At 74.0% G+C, this 21,884-nt stretch carries 18 protein-coding genes and 1 riboswitch; of the genes, 5 read left to right on the top strand and 13 right to left on the bottom strand.

The annotated features are described in order from the left end of the window. Positions 1-87: 87 nt before the first annotated feature. Positions 88-251: riboswitch (cyclic di-AMP (ydaO/yuaA leader) on the top strand. Positions 252-256: 5 nt separating this feature from the next. Further along, the gene (locus tag IF61_RS0101160; protein ID WP_030364247.1) at positions 257-730 is read left to right on the top strand and encodes a C40 family peptidase; all 474 of its coding nucleotides are present in this window, start codon (positions 257-259) and stop codon (positions 728-730) included. 94 nt (positions 731-824) lie between these two features. Here IF61_RS0101160 and IF61_RS0101155 read toward each other — a convergent pair whose 3' ends face one another. Together IF61_RS0101155 and IF61_RS0101150 are read right to left on the bottom strand one after the other, a co-directional pair. After that, on the bottom strand, positions 825-1,895 hold the full coding sequence (locus IF61_RS0101155; RefSeq protein ID WP_030364246.1) for a S1 family peptidase: 1,071 nt from the start codon (positions 1,893-1,895) through the stop codon (positions 825-827). Between the two features lie 508 nt (positions 1,896-2,403). After that, positions 2,404-2,589 carry a hypothetical protein gene (locus tag IF61_RS0101150; protein ID WP_030364245.1) on the bottom strand — a complete coding sequence of 62 codons (186 nt, stop codon included), beginning with the start codon at positions 2,587-2,589 and terminating at the stop codon, positions 2,404-2,406. A 228-nt stretch (positions 2,590-2,817) separates the two neighbouring features. Between IF61_RS0101150 and IF61_RS0101145 the strand changes: the two genes are divergently transcribed. Next, positions 2,818-5,787 (top strand): AfsR/SARP family transcriptional regulator, encoded by a 2,970-nt coding sequence (locus IF61_RS0101145; protein WP_043187331.1) that lies wholly within the window; start codon positions 2,818-2,820, stop codon positions 5,785-5,787. Between the two features lie 27 nt (positions 5,788-5,814). On the opposite strand, the gene IF61_RS0101140 is transcribed toward IF61_RS0101145, so the two are convergent. From IF61_RS0101140 to IF61_RS0101090, 11 genes are all read right to left on the bottom strand, one after another. After that, on the bottom strand, positions 5,815-6,342 hold the full coding sequence (locus IF61_RS0101140) for a DUF4231 domain-containing protein (protein ID WP_052392299.1): 528 nt from the start codon (positions 6,340-6,342) through the stop codon (positions 5,815-5,817). A gap of 78 nt (positions 6,343-6,420) precedes the next feature. Beyond that, positions 6,421-7,164: a glycerophosphodiester phosphodiesterase family protein gene (locus IF61_RS0101135; protein WP_030364242.1), complete on the bottom strand. Its 744-nt coding sequence runs from the start codon at positions 7,162-7,164 to the stop codon at positions 6,421-6,423. A gap of 20 nt (positions 7,165-7,184) precedes the next feature. Next, positions 7,185-8,501, bottom strand: coding sequence for a patatin-like phospholipase family protein (locus IF61_RS0101130; protein WP_030364241.1), 1,317 nt, complete (start codon positions 8,499-8,501; stop codon positions 7,185-7,187). After that, positions 8,498-9,565 carry a hypothetical protein gene (locus tag IF61_RS0101125; RefSeq protein WP_030364240.1) on the bottom strand — a complete coding sequence of 356 codons (1,068 nt, stop codon included), beginning with the start codon at positions 9,563-9,565 and terminating at the stop codon, positions 8,498-8,500. The genes IF61_RS0101130 and IF61_RS0101125 overlap by 4 nt, the downstream gene beginning before the upstream one ends. Continuing rightward, complete coding sequence (locus IF61_RS35690; protein WP_030364239.1) at positions 9,562-10,470, bottom strand: hypothetical protein; 909 nt, start codon at positions 10,468-10,470, stop codon at positions 9,562-9,564. The genes IF61_RS0101125 and IF61_RS35690 overlap by 4 nt, the downstream gene beginning before the upstream one ends. A gap of 9 nt (positions 10,471-10,479) precedes the next feature. Next, positions 10,480-12,306 carry an Hsp70 family protein gene (locus IF61_RS0101115; RefSeq protein WP_157848533.1) on the bottom strand — a complete coding sequence of 609 codons (1,827 nt, stop codon included), beginning with the start codon at positions 12,304-12,306 and terminating at the stop codon, positions 10,480-10,482. 295 nt (positions 12,307-12,601) lie between these two features. Beyond that, the gene (gene fabG, locus IF61_RS0101110; protein ID WP_052392297.1) at positions 12,602-13,387 is read right to left on the bottom strand and encodes a 3-oxoacyl-[acyl-carrier-protein] reductase; all 786 of its coding nucleotides are present in this window, start codon (positions 13,385-13,387) and stop codon (positions 12,602-12,604) included. Beyond that, positions 13,384-13,656: an acyl carrier protein gene (locus IF61_RS0101105; protein ID WP_030364236.1), complete on the bottom strand. Its 273-nt coding sequence runs from the start codon at positions 13,654-13,656 to the stop codon at positions 13,384-13,386. Before IF61_RS0101105 ends, fabG begins: the two co-directional genes overlap by 4 nt. A gap of 73 nt (positions 13,657-13,729) precedes the next feature. Continuing rightward, a complete protein-coding gene (locus tag IF61_RS0101100) occupies positions 13,730-14,677 on the bottom strand; it encodes a beta-ketoacyl synthase N-terminal-like domain-containing protein (protein WP_030364235.1) in 948 nt (315 codons plus the stop codon). Further along, positions 14,674-15,834 carry a beta-ketoacyl synthase N-terminal-like domain-containing protein gene (locus tag IF61_RS0101095; RefSeq protein ID WP_030364234.1) on the bottom strand — a complete coding sequence of 387 codons (1,161 nt, stop codon included), beginning with the start codon at positions 15,832-15,834 and terminating at the stop codon, positions 14,674-14,676. The genes IF61_RS0101100 and IF61_RS0101095 overlap by 4 nt, the downstream gene beginning before the upstream one ends. Continuing rightward, positions 15,831-17,660 carry an AMP-binding protein gene (locus IF61_RS0101090; protein ID WP_078659881.1) on the bottom strand — a complete coding sequence of 610 codons (1,830 nt, stop codon included), beginning with the start codon at positions 17,658-17,660 and terminating at the stop codon, positions 15,831-15,833. The genes IF61_RS0101095 and IF61_RS0101090 overlap by 4 nt, the downstream gene beginning before the upstream one ends. Positions 17,661-17,996: 336 nt before the next feature. Between IF61_RS0101090 and IF61_RS0101085 the strand changes: the two genes are divergently transcribed. From IF61_RS0101085 to IF61_RS0101075, 3 genes are all read left to right on the top strand, one after another. Next, the gene (locus tag IF61_RS0101085; RefSeq protein WP_078659914.1) at positions 17,997-19,736 is read left to right on the top strand and encodes a class I adenylate-forming enzyme family protein; all 1,740 of its coding nucleotides are present in this window, start codon (positions 17,997-17,999) and stop codon (positions 19,734-19,736) included. Continuing rightward, a complete protein-coding gene (locus IF61_RS0101080) occupies positions 19,733-20,191 on the top strand; it encodes a hotdog fold thioesterase (RefSeq protein ID WP_030364231.1) in 459 nt (152 codons plus the stop codon). The genes IF61_RS0101085 and IF61_RS0101080 overlap by 4 nt, the downstream gene beginning before the upstream one ends. Positions 20,192-20,317: 126 nt before the next feature. Beyond that, entirely contained in the window at positions 20,318-21,796 is a 1,479-nt protein-coding gene (locus tag IF61_RS0101075; RefSeq protein ID WP_052392296.1) for an MFS transporter, read from the top strand. The last annotated feature ends 88 nt before the right edge of the window (positions 21,797-21,884 follow it).

The raw sequence follows: 21,884 nt of genomic DNA, 5'->3' as shown, positions 1-21,884 counted from the left end.
GGTCCGTGATGCAGGATCGTGCATCGAACAACAAGATCCCGTCACCGAGGCGGGCGACCCGGGCGGACGCCGAGTCCTGCCGCCGTACCGGGTGCGGAGCTTCAAGCGAATGGATCGGCAGGAGCGGGAGACCCGAGCACGGCGGACCACGATGGCGGTGGTCCTTGGGGTGAAGCCATTTCAGATGGCCGGGCAACTTCGACAGCCCGAACCCGACAGGTCATCTTTCGTAGGCGGATGACGAAGGGTTTTTGGCATGTCTGCGTTCCCTGGCATATCCACGCTCATGTCCCGCGCCGGTGCCGCCTCCGTGGTCACCGCCGCCACCGTGACCGCGTCCATGCTCCTTCCCGGCATGTCGGCCGAGGCGAGTGCGGCCACCTCGGGCGCCGCCGCCCTGAAGGTCGCGGCCTCCAAGCAGGGCTCCCCCTACCAGTACGGCGCCGCCGGCCCCAACCGGTTCGACTGTTCGGGCCTCACGCTCTACTCGTTCAAGAAGGCCGGCAAGAACCTGCCGCGCACCGCGGCCGACCAGTACAACAAGACCCGGCACATCTCCTCCGGCTCCCGCCAGGCGGGCGACCTGGTCTTCTTCCACTCGGGCAGCAACGTCTACCACGTCGGTATCTACGCGGGTAGCAACAAGATCTGGCACTCGCCCAAGCCGGGCACGTCGGTGCGCCTGGAGAAGATCTGGTCCGGCAGCGTCTGGTACGGCCGGGTCAACTGACCCCGGCCGGACGCGGACGAACCGGGCCGGGGCGACCCCACCCCGGCCCGGAGACCTCCGGGGACACCTCGGCGGGCGTCCCCGGAGGAGTGCGTCAGGGCAGCTGCGCCCCGTACGCCTGCAGGGCCTCCGGTACGGGCTGGAAGAACGTCTCGCCGCCGGAGGAGCAGTCGCCGCTGCCGCCCGAGGTGAGGCCGAGGGCGGTGCCGCCGTCGAAGAGCGCGCCGCCGCTGTCGCCCGGCTCCGCGCAGACCGAGGTGCCGATCATGCCCTCGACCGCGCCCTCCTGGTAGTTGACGGTCACGCCGAGCGCGGTGACCTGGCCGTCGTGGACGCCGGTCGTGCTGCCGCTGCGCTGCACCGTCTCGCCGACGGTCGCTTCGCCGGCCTTGGTGATGTTCTGCGTGCCGCCGCCGTAGAGGTCCACCGCGCTGGGGTGGGCGACGGACGAGGTGTAGCGCACGAGCGCGTAGTCGTGGCCGGGGAAGGTCGAGCTCTCGGTCACCCCGATCTGGGCGCCGCCCTGCGTGGCGGACCAGGTCTGCGAGGCGTTGCCGCAGTGCCCGGCCGTCAAGAAGTACGGCTTGCCGCCCTTGGTGACGTTGAAGCCCAGGGAGCAGCGCACGCCGCTGCCCCAGATCGCGTCGCCGCCCGCGATGAAGGGGCGGAACGTCCCGGCCGTCCTCTTCACGGCCACCTTGTCGCCGAGGCTCGCGACGACCTTGTCGAGACGGTCCTTGCGGGCGCCGGTGACCGTGCTGTCGGCGGTGACGACGACCTTGTTGAGGCGCGGGTCCACCGCCCAGGCCGTGCCCGGAATGGATGCATCCGACTTCAGCGTCCGCTGGGCCGAGGCGAGCTCGGCAGCGGAGTGGCGCACGATTCTCGGCTCGGCGCCGGCGGCCCGTACCCGTGCGGCCGCCCCCTCGTCGAGGACGCCGGCGACGAGCCGGCCGCTCCCGGCGTCGTAGTACGTGCCGGCCGAGTCCGCGCCCAGCTCGGCGGAGATCTTCCGGGCGAGCTCCGAAGCCTGCGGCGAGGAGAGCTGACGGGGCGCCGGCGAGCTCGCGTGCGCGCTGGGGAGCGTGAGTGCCGCGGCCGTCAGCGCGACCATCGCCGCGCCGGCGGCGGCCGTACAGCGCTTGGATGTGCAGGAACGTTTCACTCGTGGCCTCCTGTGGGGGAGTGCCCGGCGGCGCCACGGGCGCCCGGGCGTGATGGAGGAGGTGCGGACGTGCGTACGTCGTGCGCGTGCGTGCTGCGCGTACGTCATGCGCCCACGTGACGCGCACGGGCGGGACACGGTGCGCGACAGGCCGATGAGATCGTCGCGTCCATGTCAAGAACGGGATACGGGCGAGTATCCCGAGGCGGCGAGCGGAAGTTCAAGAGCGACATTCGGTCGTGCGAACGGCCCCGGCGGGAGACCTCCGGCGGCACATACGCACCGGAAGGCCGTCCTCCTGAACGGGGGCGACGCGTACGGACGGCGGCCGGGCGGTGAGCGGACGGCGAGGGGCGCGCCTGTCCGGTATTCGCTCTCCGCGGGCCGTCCGTGCCCGGGCCCGGGGGCGTCCTTTGCACAGTCTTAACGGCCGGGGCGGCGGAACGCCTGCAAAAGCAAGGCCGGGACCCGTCGTTCGCACGGCGGACCCCGGCCCCGTCACGCGTGGTTACTGGGCGCCCGTCGTGTGGGTCGGACGGATCGGGCCGCTGGCGCCCTGCCCCTGCGCGCCGGCACCCTCCGCGTGCTCGACCGGCTGGTCCAGCTCGGTCGAGATGGCCTGCTCGGACGGCGTGGCGGCATGCTCGGCGGGGGCCCCGGCCTGCTCCGTGTGCTTGGGGTCCTCAGCGGTCATATCGAACTCCTGTAGAGAAGGCGCGCTGTGACGCGCCGTGAAACAACGGTGCCAGCAGTATGTATCGACGCCATCAACGGACGATCAACGCCCCCTCACCGGCGCCCGGCACGCCCCCGCCCGCCCACCGGACCGCCCGCCCATCCCGACGCCTGCTCCCGTAAGGAACACTGAGGTACTGTCACCGCTGTCGCCGGACGAATCCGGCACGGCACGGTCGGGGGAGACATGCGGGATACAACGGAGCCGTCCACGGGCCGGCTCCATTTCCAGCTGCTCGGCCCGGTCCGCGCACTGGCGGACGACCGCCACGTGGACCTGGGCGCGCGCCAGCAGCGCGCCATGCTCGCCGTCCTCCTGCTCCGCGGTGGCGCCACGGTCTCCAGCGACGAGCTGATCGACGCCCTGTGGGGCGAGAACGCACCGCCCCAGGCCCTCGGCACCGTCCGCACCTACGCCTCCCGCCTGCGCACCCTCCTCGAACCCGGCCGCGCCGCCCGCACCCCCGCGACCGTCCTCGTCTCCGTGGCCGGCGGCTACGCCCTGCGCGTGGCGCCCGAGCACGTCGACGCCCACGTCTTCGAACGCCTCCTCGCCGAGGCGGCCGCGGCCCGGGCCACGGGCGATACGGCGACGGCCCACGACGCGTACGCCGCCGCCCTGGAGCTGTGGAACGGCACCCCGCTGGCCGGGCTCCCGGGCCCGTACTGCGAGCGCCAGCAGGACCGGCTCTCCGAAGCGCGCCTCGCCGCCCAGGAGGGCCGCTTCGACTGCGCCCTGGCCCTCGGCCGGCACGCCGAACTCGTCCCCGAGCTCACCTCGCTCACCGCCGAGCACCCGCTGCGGGAACGGCTGCGCGCCCAGCTGATCCTCGCCCTCTACCGCTGCGGCCGCCAGGTCGACGCCCTCGCCGCCTACGCCGACGCACGGCGGCTGCTCGTCGAGGAACTCGGCGTCGAACCCGGCCCCGAGCTGACCCGGCTGCACGCCCAGGTCCTGGCCGGCGACCCCGCGCTCGCCCTGCCCGCCCCCACGGCGACCGCGGCCGCCGGGCCCGCCGAAGGCCGGCGCCCGGCCGGTGCCCCCTTCCAACTGCCCGCCGGCATACCCGACTTCACCGGCCGCGAGGAACTGCTGGGCGACGTGCGCGGCGCGCTCACCCCGGCCGCCGGCCCCGCCGTGCCGATCGCCGTGCTCACCGGCATCGGCGGCGTCGGCAAGACCACCCTCGCCGTCCACGCCGCCCACCTCGCCCGCCCCGGCTTCCCCGACGGCCAGCTCTACGTCGACCTGCGCGGCACCAGCGCCGACGCCGCGGACAGCGGCAGCGTCCTCGCCCACTTCCTCCAGGCCCTCGACGTCCCCGAGCCGGACATCCCCGACGACCTGGAACAGCGGGCCGCCCTCTACCGCTCCGTGCTCGCCGACCGGCGCGTCCTGCTCCTCCTCGACAACGCCCGCGACGCCGCCCAGATCCGCCCGCTGCTCCCCGGCACCGCCGGCAGCGCCGTGCTCGTGACGACCCGCTCCCGGGCCGTCACCCTCGGCGGCGCGCGGCAGTTCCACGTCGGCGTGGCGAGCGAGGCCGAGGCCCTCTCGCTGCTGGCCGCCATCGCCGGCGAGGAGCGCGTCACCGCCGAGCCGCGCGCCGCGAAGGCCCTGGCCGCCGCGTGCGGCCACCTGCCGCTCGCCGTCCGCATCGTGGCCTCCCGCCTCGCCTCCCGGCCCGGCTGGACCGTCGCCTCCCTCGTCGCCCGCCTCGACGACGAACGCCGCCGCCTCGACGAACTGCAGGCCGGCGACCTCACCGTGGAGTCCACCTTCCGCCTCGGCTACACCCACCTCCCGGCCGACCAGGCCCGGGCCTTCCGCCTGCTGGCCCTCGCCGACGCCCCCGACCTCCCCCTGACCGCGGCGGCCGCCCTCCTCGGCTGCGACGACTTCACCGCCGAAGACCTCGCCGAGGGCCTCGCCGACGCCGGCATGCTCGAGTCGTACGCCCCCGGCCGCTACCGCTTCCACGACCTCCTGCGGCTCTACGCGCGTCGCCGCGCCGAACGCACGGAGGCCCCCGAAGACCGCCGCGCCGCCGTCGCCCGCCTCCTCGACCACCTGCTCGCCACCGTCGGCAACGCCTCCCGCATCCTCGAACCCGACCACGCCCTGCACCGCCACCTCCACCCCGTCACCACCCCCGGCACCGGCTTCGCCGACGCCGACGAGGCCCGCCAGTGGCTGCGCCGCGAGCACATCACGCTCGCCACCGGCCTCGCCCAGGCCGTCCGCGAACTGCCCGGCGCGCTGCGCCCCTCAGGCGACCTGCTGCTCACCTGGTCGGGCCTGATCGAGGGCCCCGCGCACCGCGACGAACTGCGCCGCCTGTCCGAGCTGACCGCCCTCGCCGCACACGCGGCGGGCGACCTGCGCGTCGGGGCCCGGGCCCGCTACACCCTCGGCAACCTGCACTACCTCACCGACGTGTACGAGGCCGCCGAGCGCGAGCTGTCCGAGGCACTGCGCCTCGCGGACGACGCCGACGACCCCATGTGCCGCCACCTCGCCGCCAACGCCCTCGGCATCCTCTGCTTCGCCACCGACCGCCCCGCCCGCGCCCTGCCCCTCCTGGAGCAGGCCCGCTGCCTGTGCGACGCCTTGGACGACAAGGGCAGCGAGGCCAGGGTGCTCGCCAACACCGCCCGCGTCCGCCTCGCCCTCGACCGGCCCCGCGAGGCCGAGCGCGACGCCGCCGAGGCCGTCCGCATCGCCGGGGCCACCGGCAACGGCCCGACCATCGCGCTGACCCTCTACCAGCACGGCTGCGTCCTCATCAAGACCGGCCGACCGGACCTGGCGGGCCGTCAGCTCCAGAACGCCCTCGGCTCCTTCATCGAGCAGCAGCAGCGCGGCTGGGAGGGCCTGGCCTGGGCCCGCCTCGCCGAGTGCCGCCTCGCCGAATGGCGTGACGAGGACGCGGTCTCCTGCGCCGAGCAGTCCCTGGCCATCGCCCGCGAACTCGGCAAGACCTACTGCCAGGGCCTGGCCCTGGCCGTCCTCGGCCGCGCCCGCACCCGCCTGGGCGACCCCTCCCACGGCCACGACCACCTCCGCGAGGCTCTCACCCTCTTCGAGAGGCTGGGGGTGCCGGAGGCGGCTCCGGTGCGGGAGCTGCTCGCCGGAGCGCCCGTACGGATGCGGTGAGGCGGCGGAAGGACCTCCCGCCTGCCGTCAGCGCGCCGCGCGGCTCCCCGTGCCGCCGTTGACCGGCTGGACGGCCGGGCCGGGGTCCGGGAGGTTCTTGAAGAACTCGGAGGACTCCCGGCGGCGGATCTTGAACACCGCGTCGAGCAGGGCGTTCGCCGAGCGGGACGAGCCGTCGGGGCCGTCCGGGCCGAGGCCTCCCGCGCACCACTGGAGATAGACGCGGGTGAGCTCGACCTCCGTCTCCCGCAGCAGTATCCAGGAGACGTCCCAGCGGTAGAGGCTCTTCATAGCGGTGGTGACCGCCACCAGGAACCCCGCGCCCGAGATCGCGGCGCTCTTGCCGGTGAAGTCGAGCGCGGTCAGGACCGGTAGGGCCGCGCCGGCCAGGATCACCAGGGCACCGCTCAGGCGGTAGAAGCGCCGGTGCCAGGTGGCGCGGATGTCGTAGAAATCTATGACGTCCAGGACGTAGCGCTCGGTCGCGGCGGTGAACCCCTTGTCGGAGTTCCGCCAGCGGGGCGCGGAGAATCTCAGACCCAGTTTCCTCAGCACACTCTTCCTCGCACTCACTCGCGCTCACTCACTCACAGGTCCGGTGACGGCGGATCACCGGACCGGCGCCGGCGGACGTTACGCGTACGCCGACGGCAGGTATCCGGAGAAGAAGACGTTCGACACCGATTCGCGCGCGGCCCGCTCCTGCTCCGGCGAATGGACGGTCCACCCGATGACGGGCAGCCCCCGCCGCTGCCAGAAGCGCAGGGCCCGCGACGGCAGGGCGTCCAGCTCGAAGCTGAGGAAGCCGGGGCGGGAGACGGCGTTGGTGGCCATGGACCGGCCGATCGGACGCAGGACGGGCGGCGCGGACCTCAGGGCCCCCGCGATCTGCCCCACCGGCACACCGGGAAGCGCGCGCCGCAGCCGGTACACCGTGCGCGGATCGAAGGACTGCACGGCGACCGGGCCGCCGTAACGGCGGACCGCCGTCGTCACGGCCCGCTCCAGGCCGGCCGCCCCCGCCACCCCCCAGCGGCGGACGTCCACCATGACGGGCACGCGCCCGGCCACCGCCGCGAACACCTCGGGCAGCGTGACCGGCACGGCGGCGCCCGGCACCGACGAGGCCACCGCGCGCAGTTCGCCCAGGGTCAGGGACGTGACGGGCCGTTCGCGCCCGGACGGCAGGCGGACCACCGCGTCGTGCACGACGGCGAGCGCACCGTCCCTGGTCAGCTGCACGTCGAGCTCGAAGGGCACGCCGTGCGCGGCGGCGCGCCGGAACGCCGCCATCGAGTTCTCCGGCGGGCCGTCCGGGCCGCCGTGCAGGCCACGGTGCGCGATCGGCCGGCTCAGGTGCCAGGGGAGATCTCGCACGATGGCCTCCAGGACGGATGTCACGACGGAGCCGCGGGCCGGGGCGCGTCGCACAGCCGCTGGAACGCCGCGAGCATGCGCGTCTCGGCCCGCGAGAGGGAGTTGTGCACACCGAGCAGATGGCGGAGCTCCTCGAAGCGTACCCAGGCGTCGCGGTATCCGAGCCTGCGCAGCGCCTGGACCCGGTCCGGGGAGAACGACAGCAGGCCGGTGAGCGGGCCCAGCGGGCCGGGCGGGACGATGGGGACGCTGGGCCGGATGTCGATCCGGGTGACGGGGCCCGCGGGGTGCGAGCTCACGACGGCGTCCGGGTGCAGGTGGACGACCACCACGACCTCGCAGTGCTCCTGCTCGGCGAAGGCGCGCACCGGGGTGCGGTCGCCGGGCCCGCCCAGCCCGCCGTCGAGGTAGGCGCAGCCGTCGACCACGCGGGACGGGAAGATGAACGGCAGCGCGGCGCTCGCAAGGACGGCTTCCCGGATCTGGTGCTCCGGATAGCCGTTGAGGCGCAGGATGGCGCCCTTCGCGCCGCCCAGCCACCGCAGGACCTCCACGAGGTGGCGCATCCGCACGGGGAGGGCGGGCGTGCGCACGAGCGGGTACGCGGCCACCCACAGGGGGCGGCCGGCCCGGATCGCCGCCGCGTCCACCGCCTCGCCGACGAGCTCCTCCAGCAGGCCGACCCGGCGACGCAGGCCCAGCAGCCTGGGCGCGAGCAGCCGGGCCTGCCGGGCGGTGCCCTCCGCCGCCGCCCCGGCCGCGTCGAGCGGGAGGCCCTGGTCGGCGAAGGGCGTCACGCCCGAGCGGGTGGAGAAGCGCTCCCAGAACCCGGCCAGGCGCCGGGTGCCGGTCGGCAGGTCCGGGGCGCCGACCAGCACGGCGCCGTTGAGGGCGCCGATGCTGGTCCCGGCGATGGCCGCGATCTCCAGGCCCATCTCCGCGAGGTAGTCGCAGACGCCCAGTTCGTAGGCCCCCTTGGCGCCTCCGCCGGCCAGCACGAGCCCGATGCGCAGCGATCCGGGTGACGGGAACGCCGGCCGGGCCGCCGGTGCCGTGCCCGGCTCCTCGGGGGCCGGGCGCGCCCTGGGCACGGGGGCGGCGTGCCCGGCGGCCACGCTGTCGGCGCGGGCCGCCCAGCCGGCGAAGGTGCGCGCGATGTCCTGCGCGTTGCCCAGGTACGGCGGGTCACCGATGCCTGGTGCCTCGCCCACGTACGGCGGGCCACCGGTGCCCGGCACCTCGCCCGTGTCTCGCGGATCGCCGGTGTCCGGTGCCTGGCTCGTGCACCGCGGGGCACCGGTGTCCGGTGCCTCCCCCATGTCCTGCGTGTCACTCACCGTGCATCACGCCCCGCACCGTCCTGTCCGCCGCCGCCAGCGGCGGCGGCATCGTCATCGGGTTCCGCGTGCTTGCGGAGCCGGATCCGCCGCTGCCGCGCCTCCGCGAACTGCTCGGCCACGATGCGCCGCACGAGCTGTTCGACGCTCAGGCTGGACGGGAGGAAGAGGTCGCCGCTGCCGCTGCTGTCCCGCAGGGCGGCCCGCGCGGCGTCGTCGGGGTCGGCACCGGCCACGGCCAGCTCCGTCGCCCGCGCCAGCGCGGAGGTCAGCGGGCCGACGGCGTCCGACAGTTCGTCGGCCACGCCGAGGCCGAGGAGCTCGGCCACCATCAGCCGGTGGTTCTCGCTGGGCAGGTCGCGCACGACGGCGGTGAGCATGGCGGGCACCGATTTCACGCCCTCGAACCAGGGCGCCGGCGGATCCTGCAGCATGCGTTCGACCAGCTGCCGCTGCATGAGCGCCTCGCCGCCCGTGAAGGCGTACGTGCCGGCCGGCCCGGAGGCCACCTCGCGGGCCAGCAGCACCGCTCCCACGAGCCAGGGCAGCTCCGGGTCGGGCCGGGGGTGGCGCCAGCGCCGGGCCGCGCGGTCCAGCGCCAGCTGGGCCTCCAGCGCCGCGAGCCGGCGCTCGTGGTCGGAGAGGAAGCGGCCGGTGTCGCTGGCCAGCCTGCCGAGGATCGCCCCGAGTTCGCCGATCGCGGCGGCCGACCACCGGCCGGCGGCCTCGACGCGCTCGATGCGCTTCTTCGCGTCGTGCACCTCTTCGGAGACCTCGGCCACCACGAGGTCGGTCACCGTCATCCGCTCGCTCAGGTGCGTCAGCCAGCGCAGGGTGAGCTGCTGGGAGCTCAGCATCCGGTCCCGGACGGTCCGTTCGCGGATCCGGTCGCGGCCCGTCGCCCGGCCGAGCAGGCGGGCGAAGAAGCCCTCGCGGGCCGCGGCGCGGGTGAGGTCGTTCGCGGTGTGGAGGTCGTTGGTCAGCTCGAGGAGCAGCCGGTCGTCGACGAGCGGCACGCCCCGGGCCACGATCTCCAGGCTGAGCGAGTCGTCCCGGGGGGTCATGGGGCCTCGCCGGGGGCCAGGAAGACGAACGCCTTCAGGTGGTTCTCCGGGGCCTCGCCCTGGACGGCGTAGGCCGGTGCGACGAGGAAGCCGGGGACCCCGGTGTCCTGCCGGTTGTAGGCCTGGTACTCGCCCTCGGTGAGGGTGGTGACGTCGACGTCGAACAGCAGGGACGCGGGCAGGTCGACGTCGGCCATGTCGCGGACGATGCCATTGGCCCCGTCCACGACCTTGCGGAGCCGGGGGTCGATGCCCTCCGTCGCGTAGCCGCGGTGCGCCAGCGTGGACTGCACGCCCTCGGCCGTGGCGGGCGCGCCCTGCTGGGCCGCCGTGAACAGCATGAGCACGGTCTCGCCGACGGCCCGGGCCCGCGCGGCCGGCAGGCCGCCGGATATCTGGTCCCACTGCCGGGCGTCGGCGGGGCACAGCTCGCGGGCGAGGTTGCGCAGGTCCTGGTCGACGAGGCGCTGGTAGCGCTCCTTGATCTGGGAGTGCCGGCGGTGCATGTCGCTGGGTGCCTCGCCGGTGGCGATGGCGTCCCGGACGCCCGCGGAGCGCAGCCGGTCGAGCAGGACCTCGGCCTGCCGCAGCCTCGTCTCCAGGTGGTCCACCCGGTGGGCCATGGCCGTCACGCCGTCCGACACCCGGACCACCGTCTCCCGCAGGCGGGTGAGGTCGGTCTGCGTGGAGCCGCCGCCCCTTCTCGCCTTCGCGGCCTGCTGCTCCGCCCTCGCGTCCACGGCGTGCTGCCAGGACTCCACCGCCGCCAGCCGCTGCTGGAGGTCGTGCAGCTGGCCGAGCCACCACTCCTGCGAGTACTGGCCGCTGGTCGCCGCCCGCATGGAGGGGGCGGCGGGGTGCGGTTCCTTCGGTGCCTCGTGATCGTTCCACCCGTAGTCGTACATGGTCCTGGGTCACCTTCCCTGCGGGGTGTCGGGCCGGTCGGTGCTGCCGCGGCCGTACAGGTCGTCGAAGGCGACCTCGGCGCGGCGGGCGGCCCCCGACCGGCGGTCGCAGACCTCCACTTCGATCTCGGTGGTCCCGAACGAGAAGGCGACGTCCAGGGAGCGCTCGCTCGTGGGGAGTCCCACCGACCCCGAGATGTCGGGGATGACCTTTCCGATGGCCTCGCAGCCTTCCTCGTCCGTGTAGTCGGGGTCGTGCGCGTACGTGGCGTGGATCGTCACCTGGACCGACGTCCATTTCGGGAACACCGCGACGGTGCTCACCGCCTTGTGGTCCGTCGGCACGAGGTCGCCGCGCCGGGCCATGACGACGAAGCGGTCGTTGCACTTCTCGTTGCCGTCGTCGTCGATGAAGAACTTCTCCTGCGGGTCGATGCCGTGCCGGAACGGCATGCTGCACCCGAATCCGTAGGTGTATTTGGAGCGGCGGCCCCAGATGATGGACGGGTCGTAGGCGAAGTGCACGGCGCCGCCGAGCACGGCGACCGCCGGGTCCATCGGCGTGATCACGCGCACTTCGTGGCCGAAGCGCTGGGCGATGCGGTCCCGGAGGTACGTCGAGCGCGCGAATCCGCCCACCAGCAGCATTTGTTCCCGCCCGACGGCCGGGCCGTCGCCGGCCGCGGCGGCCCGTTGCCGCTCGATGGTGGAGAGGATCGGGTGCACCACGGATTCGAAGAGCTTGGTGACCTCGTGCGCGGTGATCTCGATGTAGTGGGTCTCGCCGGAGGCGAGCACCGTGAGCCGGGTCCGGGTTCCCGCGTCGAGGGCGTCCCAGATCTTGCCGGGAATGCTGATGAGCACCGTGTCCGTGATCACGGGGGTGCCGTCGCCGGCGGTTTCGGAGACGAGCCGGACCTTTTCGGTCTCCCATTCCGTCTCCAGCTGCCCGACTTCCTTGGGACAGGCCGCGATCAGCTGTTTGAGCTGCTGTTCGCCGAAGCGGTCGGCGAGGATGTCCGTCACGAAGGCGTGATTGACGTAGGCGGAGCCGAGGCGGTCGCCGTCGGCGACACGGGTCTCCTTGAGCTGGCCCGGGCCGACGCCCTCGGCGCGGATCTGGTAGCTGGTGATGTCGACGGTGCCGCCGCCGCAGTCCACCACCATGAACCGGCTGCCGGGGGTGTCGACCTCTAACTGCCCTTCCGGGCGGTCCGGGCCGAGCACCGTGCCCGCGTTGAGCGCGCAGTAGACGGCCGCGGCCTCGGGCTCCTGCACCAGCAGCAGCCGCTCGACGTCCCCCGGCAGCCCGGCGGAGACGGCCGCCGTCCGCATGAACTGGCGGTCCGCCTCGGTCCACATGGCCGGAATGGTGAGGCACCAGCGGATTTCGTCGGCGGTATAGGCGGCGCCGCCGACGGCATAACGGCCGATCTGGTCCAGCGCGGCCCCGCGCACGTGTGTGAGCGTGGCGGTGACAAGAGCTTTCACGGTGTTCCGCCGGGCGCCCGCCAGGCTGCCCAGGAATTCCGGGATGTCGGACTTTCCCTCGCGCCCGTGAATTGCCATCTTGAACTTGCCGGCGTAGCCGAAACCCTGGGGGTTTCCGCGGGCGAGTTCACGGTCCCAGGCATTGCGCGCCTTTTCCCCGAACTTCACCGGGGCGCCGGACCGGTTCACGAGGACGGCGCTGAGGTCCTTCGGGTAGGTGTGGCCCCCCGACTGTGTGAACGGCTGGTAGACCACGACCCGGTGCCCCGCCGCGTCCTGCAGTGCAGAAACGGTCGCCCAGGCAAAACCGGTGCCGTGCGTCCCGAAATCGATCGCGACGATCACCTTGGGTTTGAAAGTCGCACCACGTGGTGTTGACGGCGTCATGGGTCCCCCGAGCTCCGCACAGTTGCCGACAGGTGCATGAGGGTACACGTCACCGTGGGTTGCGGGGAGACCATTCGCGGAATGAGTTCCGCCGCCGTCCGGCGCGGGGCCGGGAATGGATTTCCTTGGTGGCGGCATCTATTGGCGAAGGCTCAGGAGAAGCTCAGGAGGAGCTATGAGGAGCTCAGGAGAAACCCATAGATATATCCGTTCGATCTTTAGCGGCCGTGCTCTGCGCGGCCCCGGACGGGCGTTATCCCGGCAGCCCTCCGTTGATCTCGACGACCTGCCCGGTGATGTACGCGGCGCGGTCGGACACGAGGTACGCGACCAAGTCGGCCACCTCCTTCGGGGTCCCCGCCCGGCCGAGCGGAATCTGCTCCAGGTGACGCTTCGTCACCGCCTCGGGCAGGGCCGCCGTCATGTCCGTCGTGATCAGGCCCGGCGCGACGACGTTGGCGCGGACGCCGTACTTCCCGCCCTCCCTGGCGAGCGAGCGGGTGAAGCCGATGATGCCGGCCTTCGAAGCGGCGTAGTTGGTCTGCGCCGCGCTGCCGTGGACGCCGGCGACGGAGGACAGCGTGACGATCGCCCCCTTGCGGCGCTTCATCAGCGGGAAGACGGCCGCGCGGCAGACGTGGTACGTGCCGTGCAGGTTGGTGTCGATGACCTCCCGCCACTCCTCGTCGGTCATCAGCGCCAGCGGCCGGTCGCGGGTGATGCCCGCGCACGTGACCACCGCGTCGGGCGGCCCCAGTTCGCGGACGGCCTCGGTGACGAACTCCCGGGCCGCGCCGGCCTCCGCCACGTCCACCCGCCGGGCGAGCACCCGGGCGCCCGCCGCCCGGGCCGCCTTCGCGGTGGTCTCCGCGGCGTCCGCGTCGGACCGGTAGCAGAAGGCGACGTCGTGGCCGTCCTCGGCCAGCCGCACCACCACCGCCCGGCCGATGCCGCGCGAGCCGCCGGTGACCAGGGCCACCGGCCGCCGCGCGGCGCCGTCCGCCGCCTCGCCGCGCACGGCGCGGGCCGCCGCGCTCATGCCGCGGACCGCCCCGCGACCCGGTCCGCCACCAGTTCGCTGATCAGCCGGAAGGATCCCAGGTCCGCGAGGTCGGAGTCGTCGATGCGGATGCCGTACTGCTCCTCGATGCGCACCGCGATCTCCAGGGAGATCAGCGAGTCCACGTCGAGGTCCTCCTTGAAGCGGGCGTCGTCGGTGACCTCCTCGACGGGCAGTTCGAGGGCGTCGGCGACCACGGCGCGGAGCTCTTCGACGTCGAGGGTGTTGATCGTGGGCTGAGCGGTCATGGCGGTGCCTCCGGTTCGGGGGATGTCAGGGCTGGTTGTACGGGGAGGGAAGTGCGGAGCGGGAACGGGAAGTTCAGGGAGCGGTGAGCAGGAGCGCCGCGGCGGCGTCGTCCGCCGGGCCCCCGGCCGAGGCCAGGACGGCGGTGTCCTCGTTCGCGCGGCGGTCGAAGTACGCGACGGCCGCCGCGCACTGGAGCACGCCCAGGGCGCCGGAACACCGGCCGAGCCGCGCCGTGAGGTCGAAGGCCGGCCCGCCGCCGGGAGCGCCGCAGGCGTCCTCGCCGGGCAGCCACAGGCCCACGGCGCCGGGGGAGCGGCTGCCCAGGGCCGCGGCCACCGCGGCCGACGGGTCCGCGCCGCGCGCGTACGCTCCCGCGCCGACGACGGCCCGGGGCCGGGCGCCGCGGTCGCGGGCCTCCAGGACGAGGGCGGCGGCGCCGTCGAACACCGGCTCGCCCAGGAGCTTGGTGACGGCGTCGCCGGACGGTTCGACGCCGATGACGACGGCGGTCTCCGCGCGGCCCGACGCGATGAGCCCGCGCGCCCAGTACACGGCGTCGAGCCCGCTGGTGGGCCCGTTGCACAGGGTGATGCTGGGGCCGCGCAGTCCGTGGCGCATGGCCACGGACCCGGCGATGACGTTGCTGGACGTCTGCGGCAGGCCGAGGGGGCTCAGGCCCTTCACGGTGTCGCGGGCGATGACGTCGGCGAACGCGCAGACGCTGTCGAGGATGCCGAAGTTGGAGCTGACGACCACCGCGGTGGTGTCGCCGTCGCCGGTGAAGGCCTTGCCGTCGTGCAGGCCCGCGTCGCGCAGGGCCGGTTCGGCGGCGCGCAGGGCCAGGCGCGAGGCGCGGTCCTTGTGCCGCATCTCGCGGCCCGTGAGGCCCGTGTGCGGGTCGAAGCCGCCCTCGCGGACGGCGCCGAGGAGTTCGTCGGGGAAGGTGACGCCGGGGACGGCGAGGCCCACGCCGGAGACGACGACCTCGGGCTGCGCGGACGTACTGGACGCACTGCTCATCGGACCGCCTCCACTATCGCCGCGGCGTTGATCCCGCCGAAGCCGAACGCGTCGATCTGGGCGAGGCCGAGGTCGGCCGTGGCCGCCGTGTCCTGGACGAGCCGCAGCCCGGCGGCCTCCTCGACCGGGTCGGTGAGCCCGAGCACCGGCGGCACCGTGCCCTGCCGGAGGGCGAGCGCGGCGACCACGAGGCTCAGCAGCCCGGAGCCGCCCAGCGTGTGGCCGGTCATCGACTTGACGGCCGTCATCAGCGGCCCGCTTCCGTCACCGCCACCGGGGCCGGCCGCGAAGACCCGCGCGAGCACGCCGGCCTCGGTCGTGTCGTTCTTGGGGGTGCCGCTGCCGTGCAGCATGACCAGGTCGATGTCCCCGGGGGCGACCCCGGCGCGCCGGTGGGCGTCGCGCACCACGCGGGTGATGCCGTCGGGGTCGGGGGCCGTGGGGTGGTGGGCGTCGCAGTTGATGCCGACGGCCCGCACGCGCGCGTGCACGCGCCGCCCGGGTGCGGGCTCGGCCGGGGCGCGCCGCACGACCACCGCCACCGCGCCCTCGCCCATCAGCATGCCCTTGTGGGAGCGGTCGAAGGGGCGCAGCGCGTCGGGGACGTCGTTCTGCACCCGGTCCAGCGTCCCGAAGGCGCTCTCGCCGATCGCGTCCGTGCCCGCCACCACGACGGTGTCCGCGGCCCCCACCTCGATGAGGTCGGTGGCCATGGCCAGCGCGTAGAGGGAGGCGGCGCAGGCGTTGGCGAAGGTGTACGTGCGGGTGGCGCCGAAGGCCGCCCGCAGGGCGGTGCCGAAGTGCAGGTCCGAAGGGGCCAGCCGGCTGCCCTGGCGCCACCACAGCTCGGCGCTGCGCTGCTCCTGGAGGGTGGTGCCGACCAGGACGGGGACGTCCGCGAGGTCGTGGGGGAGACCCGCGTCGGTGAGGGCCTGGGCGACGGCCTGCCGCAGCCAGCGGGTGGCCCGGCCCGGCTCGTCGGTTCCCGGGCGGGCGCGGTCGTCGATCTCGTAGGCCTGCCGGGCCCGGTACTTTTCGGTGTCGAAGGCGCGCAGCCCGGCGAGTCCGCTGCGGCCCGCGCAGAGCGCGGCGAAGATCTCCTGCGGGGTGCCGCCGATGCTGGCGACCGCCCCCATGCCGGTGATGTCCCAGGTCATGACTGTCCCATCCGCTCGCGCAGCCGGTAGGCGGCGAGCTTGCCGGTGGCCGTCGCCGGCAGGACGTCCACGAACTCGAAGCGACTGGGCCGCTTGTACGGGGCGAGGCGGCTGCGGACGCAGGCGCGGATGGCGCGCCGGACCCTGTCCCGGTCGGTGCCCTCCGCGGTCACGGTGAACGCGACCGAGCGCTGCAGGCCGTCGGGGTCCGGGGCGCCGACCACGACGCAGTCGGTGACGCCGTCGATCGAGCGGACCACGTCCTCGATCTCGCGGGGCACGACCTTGTAGCCGCCGAGGTTGAGGATGTCGTCGGCGCGGCACAGGTACGAGATGCTGCCGTCGGGGTTCCGTCGGACGATGTCGCCGGTGTACGCGCCGCCCGCGCCGAACGTGACCGCGTCGGCGTCCGGGCGGTCGACGTAGCCGAGGGAGACGGTCGGTCCGGCGATGTGCAGCCGGCCGTCGGTGCCGTCGGGCACCGGCCGGCCCAGGTCGTCGCGGACGGTCACGGTCACGCCGGGGACGGGCAGGCCGGCCAGTCCGTGCAGCGGGCGGTCCGCGGGCGTCGCGATGGCGACGTGCATGACCTCGGTCGCCCCCAGGCAGTTCATGACGTGCGCGCCGAAGGCCGCTTCGATGCGCTGGCTCAGGGCGGCCGGGCAGTGCTCGCCGGCGGTCAGGCACAGGCGCAGGGACGACAGGGCGCCGTCGTCCGGGCGGCCGGCGGCGTCGAGGAGGCCCGCGTACAGGCGCGGCACCGAGCACAGCACGGTCGGCCGGTGGCGGCGCAGGGCGGCGCTCACCGACAGCGGGTCCACGGCCCCGCGCAGGACGACGGCGCTCGCGCCGGCCGCCAGCGTGCACAGCACCGAGCTGCCGAAGCCGTAGCCGAAGGACATCCGGGCGGTGGACAGCACGACGTCGTCGGGCCGCAGCCCGAGCACGGCGCCGTACCCGTCGAGCATGGCGTGGATCCCCGCGGCGGAGTGCCGCACGCCCTTGGGCCGGCCGGTGGAGCCGGAGGTGTACTGGATGAGCGACTCGGCGCCCGCGGGGCGGTGCGCGAGCGGGACGGGCGGGCCGGCGAGAGGGGCGCCCGCCAGCTCCTCCCGCACCTGATCTCCCGTCAGCAGGGGGAGGCGGGCGAAGGCCTCCTGCAGGGCGGCCTGCTGGGCCGGGGCGGTGTCGAGGTGGACGACGGCCGCGCCGCAGTCGGCGGCGACGAACCGGATGTCGTCGTCGCCGAGCATCGGGCTCACCGGCACCGGCACGCACCCGTGCCACCACAGCCCGAGGACGGCCGCGACCGTGGCCACGGAGTCCTCGGCGACGACCAGCCCGCGGCTGCCGGCCGGCACGCCCCGAGCTGCCAGGGCCCGGGCATAACCCTGCGCCGCCGCGTGGAGGCGGGCGTACGAGACGGTGCCGGCCTCCGGGTCCGTGTACGCGGTCCGCTCGCCGTGCCCGGCGGCGACGTGGGTGCCGAGCAGGCGGTCCACCAGGGCGCCGCCCTCCGCGGCCGGGGGCGCCGCGCCCGCCGGGGCATCGCCGCCCGCGGAGACCTCGGAGCTCCGGCAGCTCTTCGCGGCCAGTAACTCCAGTGCGTCCCGGACGCTGTCCACGGCCGCCGTCTCGTCGTCGCCGAGCACGATCCCGAAGGTCTGCTCGATGCGCGCCGCGATCTCCACCTTCTCCAGGGAGTCGACCTTGAGCTCCTGGTGGAAGGAGGCGTCGGTCCGTACGTCCGCCACGTCGACGTCGAGGACGAACGCCACTATTTCGCGAAGCCGGTCGCCGGCATCGGATTTCCGGACAGGTGGCACTGTGTACTCCTTCTCGGGAACGTACGGCTACCGGTCACTGCGGATCCCGGAGCACGCCGGAGGACTTTCCCGAACATAGCCACGCGCCTGTGACGCCCGAACCGGCCGCGGGGGAGTCCGTCAAGTGGAACCGGCTTGCCTTTCACGCCGCCGGTCCGGCCCCGACTCCCGTTCCCGCAAGGCGACTTGACGGTCTATCGTCCGGCGGTTGGCGGGCCCCCCGACGGCGCGCCTAGCGTCGCCTACCGGCGGGCCCCCTCAGCGGACTGCCATGTTCCGGCGAACTCGGACCCCCGCACGCTCCGTTCCGTCCCGAATCCCGAGGCCAGGTGAATGATGCCGCTCACTCCGCACACGCTGCTCCCCCCGGAGGCCCGCCTGCGCCTCGTGGACCACCCCGGCCTCGGCGGCGGGAACGCCTGGCGCGTCGCCGCCGCGGCCAACCCCGCCGCCGACCTGCCGCTCATCGCCGCCGACGTGCCGCTGCTCAACACGGACGGCTGGCAGCAGAGCGAGTTCAGCCTCCGCCAGCTCGACGACCTCGCCGAGGCGTGGGCGGCCTGGTACCACGACCGGGGCGTACGGCCCCGCGACCGCGTCGCCGTCTACATCGAGGACTCCTTCGAGGACCACCTCCACCTCGCCGCCCTCGCCCGCATCGGGGCGATCGCCGTCCTCATCAACGGCCGGATGAAACCGGAACTCGCCCTCGGCCTCATCCGCCGCACCGCCCCCGTCGGCATCTACACCGACGCACCCCGGCTGGCCCTCTTCGCCGGCCGCGAGCGCGAACTGCCCGTCGTCCGCTGGACCTGCACCCGCCAGGACGCCGGCATCCTCGGCAAACGCACCCTGCCCGCCGGGGCCGAGTACCGCCACGGCGCCGACGACCCGGTCGTCATCTGCCACTCGTCGGGCACCACCGGCAACCCCAAGCCGGTCGTGTGGACCCACGCGCAGAGCGTCGCCGGCGCCCGCTACCGGCTCGTCAACCCGCCCGGCCCCGAAGACTCCGTCGTCCTGGCCGCCTACCCCCAGTCCCACTCCAGCGCCATCGCCTTCACCTTCCTCTCCGTCCTCGGCGGCCTGCCCACCGTCGCCTGGTCCGACCCCACCGGGCCCGGCCTCGCACGCGGCTGCGCCACCTACCGGCCCGGCGTCGTCCTCGCCTTCAACGAGGCCCTCGCCCACCTGGCGACCCACCACCACCCCGACCCGGCGGACTTCACCTCCGTACAGGTGTGGGTCAACCTCGGCGACTGCGGTCACGACGCCCACATGCGGCGCCTGATGGAGCTGGGCCACACCGTCACCCCCGACGGCCGCACCGTCCCCGGTTCGGTCATCGACGACGGACTCGGCTCCTCCGAGCTCGGCTGGGCGGCCCTGCGCCGCGAGATCACCCCGGACAGCCCGCCCCGCGCCCGCCACCTCGGCCGCCGCGTCCCGCTCTCCGAGGTCGCCGTCCTGCGCGAGGACGGCAGCCACGCGGACCCCGGCGAGGTCGGCCTGCTCGGCGTCCGCGGCGACTCCATCGCCCGCGGCTACTGGAACGACTCCGACACCACCTACCGCTCCACCCTCGCCGGCTACTGGCTCTCCGGCGACCTCGTCCACCGCACCGAGGACGGCGAGTACTTCCACGTCGACCGCGCCGTCGACCGCATCCGCACCGACGCCGGCGACGGCTACTCGGCCCTGATGGAGGAGGAGATCCTGCTGAGCCTTCCGGAGGTCGCCGACTGCGCGGTCGTCGCCGGGCACGACCAGGACCGCACGGTGCCCGTCGCCCTCGTCCGGCTGTTCGGCGGCGGCGGGGACGCCGCGGACCTCCTGCGCAGGGCCAACACAGTCCTCGACCGGATCGGCCAGCCCCGGCTCGCCCTCCTGGAGATCGCCGCGTCCCCGGGCGACATCCCCCTCGGCCCCACCGGAAAGGTCCTCAAGCGGCAGCTGCGCGAGAAGTACCTGGCCCTGCGCACCTACCGGCCGGCGGACCCCGCGGCCGTCGCCACGGCGCCCGCCGCTCCGCCCGCCGCTGAGGCTCCCGTCGCCGAGGCGGTGACCACCCGATGACCACGGCCGCGCCCCGGACCCCGGGCATCCTCGACGCGCCCCCCGAGGACCCCGTCGCCTGGATCAACGCGGCGGGGGAGCACACCCTCGCCGACCGGATGGGCATCACCTTCCAGGAAGCCACCCCGCAGCGGCTCGTCGCCACCATGCCCGTCGCCGGGAACACCCAGCTCTACCGCATGCTCCACGGCGGCGCCTCGGCCGTCCTCGCCGAGTCGCTGGGCTCGATCGGCGCCGTGCTGCACGCCGGCGAGGGCCACATCGCCGTCGGCGTCGACCTCAACGCCACCCACCACCGGGCCGTCCGCACCGGCACGGTCACCGGCGTCGCCACCGCGCTCCACCTCGGCCGTACGACGGCGACCTACGAGGTCGTCATCTCGGACGAGGCGGGGCGGCGCGTGTGCACCGCCCGCATCACCTGCGCCGTCCACGGCCGGCGCGGGGACCGCTGACACCCCGTAGACGCCCCCCGTAGACACCCCCGTACACGCAGGGATCCGTCCCTTCGAGTCCACCCCGTCCCGACCACAGGTCCGCGAACCGCGCCGGCGCCGCACGCGCCCGCGCCGAGGAGCCCCATGACCGACCAGCTCGCCCCGCCCGCCGTGGCGGAGGCCTCGACCAAACCGACCGTACGCACCGGACCTATCCTCCTCGTCCTGCTGTCCGCCATGTTCTTCGCCCAGTTCGACTTCTTCGTGGTGAACGTCGCCGCGCCGTCGCTGGAGGAGAGCATCCACGCGGGGCCCGCCGCCCTCGAACTCGTCGTCGGCGGCTACGCCTTCGCCTACGCGGCCGGCATGATCACGGGAGGGCGGCTCGGCGACAAGTACGGCTACCGCAGGCTGTTCGTCATCGGCACGATCGCCTTCGGCATCACCTCGCTGCTCTGCGGCATCGCCGCCAACCCCGAGCAGCTCGTCGCCGCCCGCCTGGCCCAGGGCCTGTCCGGCGCGATCATGGTCCCGCAGGTGCTCGCCGTGATCACGGCGCACTTCCCCGACGAGCGCAAGCCCAAGGCCATGGCCTGGTACGGGGCCGCCGCCGGCCTCGGCTCCATCGCCGGCCAGGTCTTCGGCGGCGCCCTGATCGCCGCCGACTTCGCAGGTCTCGGCTGGCGCACCATCTTCCTCATCAACGTCCCGTTCTGCGTGGTCATCGCCGCCGCCGCACTGCGCGTCCTGCCCGCGCAGACGCAGCGCCGCAGCATCGGCCTGGACCCCGTAGGGGCGTTCGGCGTCTCCCTCTCCCTCGCCCTGCTGCTCGTACCGCTGACCATGGGTCACAGCGCCGACTGGCCGGCGTGGACCTGGGTCTGCATGGCCCTGGCGATTCCCGTCGCGGCCGTCACCCTGCGCTGGGAGCAGACCCTCCGGCGCCGCGGCGGCGACCCGGTGCTCGTCTTCCCGCTGTTCCGCAGCCCGTCCTTCCGCGGCGGCGTGATCGCGAGCGTCGCGTTCATGGTCTACTTCGGCAGCTTCATGTTCACCCTCACCCTGCTGCTGCAGTCGGGCCTGGGGTTCGGGCCGTTCCAGGCGGGCCTCGTGTTCTCCCCGATGGGCATCCTCTTCACCGCCACCTCGATGATCGGCGGCAGGCTCACCAACCGCTGGGGCATGAGCGCCCTCGTCGTCAGCAGCGCGGTGATCGCCCTGGGCCTGGTGGCCCTGGCCGTACGGCTGTACGCGGCCGGGCCCGACACCGGCCTGCCGTGGATCGTGGCGTGCCTGTGCCTGATCGGCGCCGGCAACGGCGTCGTGCTGCCCGCCCTGTTCGGCGCGGCGCTGATGCGGGTCCGGCCCCAGGACGCCGGCATCGCCTCGGGCATCCTCACCACCACCCAGCAGTTCGCCAGCGCCGCCGGCGTCGCCGTCATCGGCGCGGTGTTCTTCGCCGTCGCCGGCCAGCACGCCACCGACGCGAGCTGGGCCGACGCCATGGCCTGGGCCACTGCGATCAGCGTGCTGATGGTCCTCGTCGTGATGTGGATGACCTGGACGTTCCGCCGCTTCACCGGCGGCGAGCGGCCTGCCGAGGTGCCCGCCGCGCACGTCTGACCACCACCACGGCACCGCAGGGGTGCGGCCCTTCCGCCAGGAGGGCCGCACCCCCTCTCTCACCCCCGAAGAGGCACACGCCAAGAGG

It is taken from the genome of Streptomyces roseoverticillatus, assembly GCF_000719265.1.
Taxonomy (GTDB): Bacteria; Actinomycetota; Actinomycetes; order Streptomycetales; family Streptomycetaceae; genus Streptomyces; species Streptomyces roseoverticillatus.
Note: the sequence above shows the minus strand (reverse complement) of the source record. Positions and strands in the feature narration are given on the sequence as shown.

Excerpts from the sequence above, each read along its gene's own strand:
- IF61_RS0101160 (WP_030364247.1), top strand. The coding sequence starts at position 257 with ATGTCTGCGTTCCCTGGCATATCCACGCTCATGTCCCGCGCCGGTGCC.
- IF61_RS0101150 (WP_030364245.1), bottom strand. The coding sequence starts at position 2,589 with ATGACCGCTGAGGACCCCAAGCACACGGAGCAGGCCGGGGCCCCCGCC.
- IF61_RS0101145 (WP_043187331.1), top strand. The coding sequence starts at position 2,818 with ATGCGGGATACAACGGAGCCGTCCACGGGCCGGCTCCATTTCCAGCTG.
- IF61_RS0101125 (WP_030364240.1), bottom strand. The coding sequence starts at position 9,565 with ATGACCCCCCGGGACGACTCGCTCAGCCTGGAGATCGTGGCCCGGGGC.
- IF61_RS35690 (WP_030364239.1), bottom strand. The coding sequence starts at position 10,470 with ATGTACGACTACGGGTGGAACGATCACGAGGCACCGAAGGAACCGCAC.
- fabG (WP_052392297.1), bottom strand. The coding sequence starts at position 13,387 with ATGAGCGCGGCGGCCCGCGCCGTGCGCGGCGAGGCGGCGGACGGCGCC.
- IF61_RS0101105 (WP_030364236.1), bottom strand. The coding sequence starts at position 13,656 with ATGACCGCTCAGCCCACGATCAACACCCTCGACGTCGAAGAGCTCCGC.
- IF61_RS0101100 (WP_030364235.1), bottom strand. The coding sequence starts at position 14,677 with ATGAGCAGTGCGTCCAGTACGTCCGCGCAGCCCGAGGTCGTCGTCTCC.
- IF61_RS0101095 (WP_030364234.1), bottom strand. The coding sequence starts at position 15,834 with ATGACCTGGGACATCACCGGCATGGGGGCGGTCGCCAGCATCGGCGGC.
- IF61_RS0101085 (WP_078659914.1), top strand. The coding sequence starts at position 17,997 with ATGCCGCTCACTCCGCACACGCTGCTCCCCCCGGAGGCCCGCCTGCGC.
- IF61_RS0101080 (WP_030364231.1), top strand. The coding sequence starts at position 19,733 with ATGACCACGGCCGCGCCCCGGACCCCGGGCATCCTCGACGCGCCCCCC.
- IF61_RS0101075 (WP_052392296.1), top strand. The coding sequence starts at position 20,318 with ATGACCGACCAGCTCGCCCCGCCCGCCGTGGCGGAGGCCTCGACCAAA.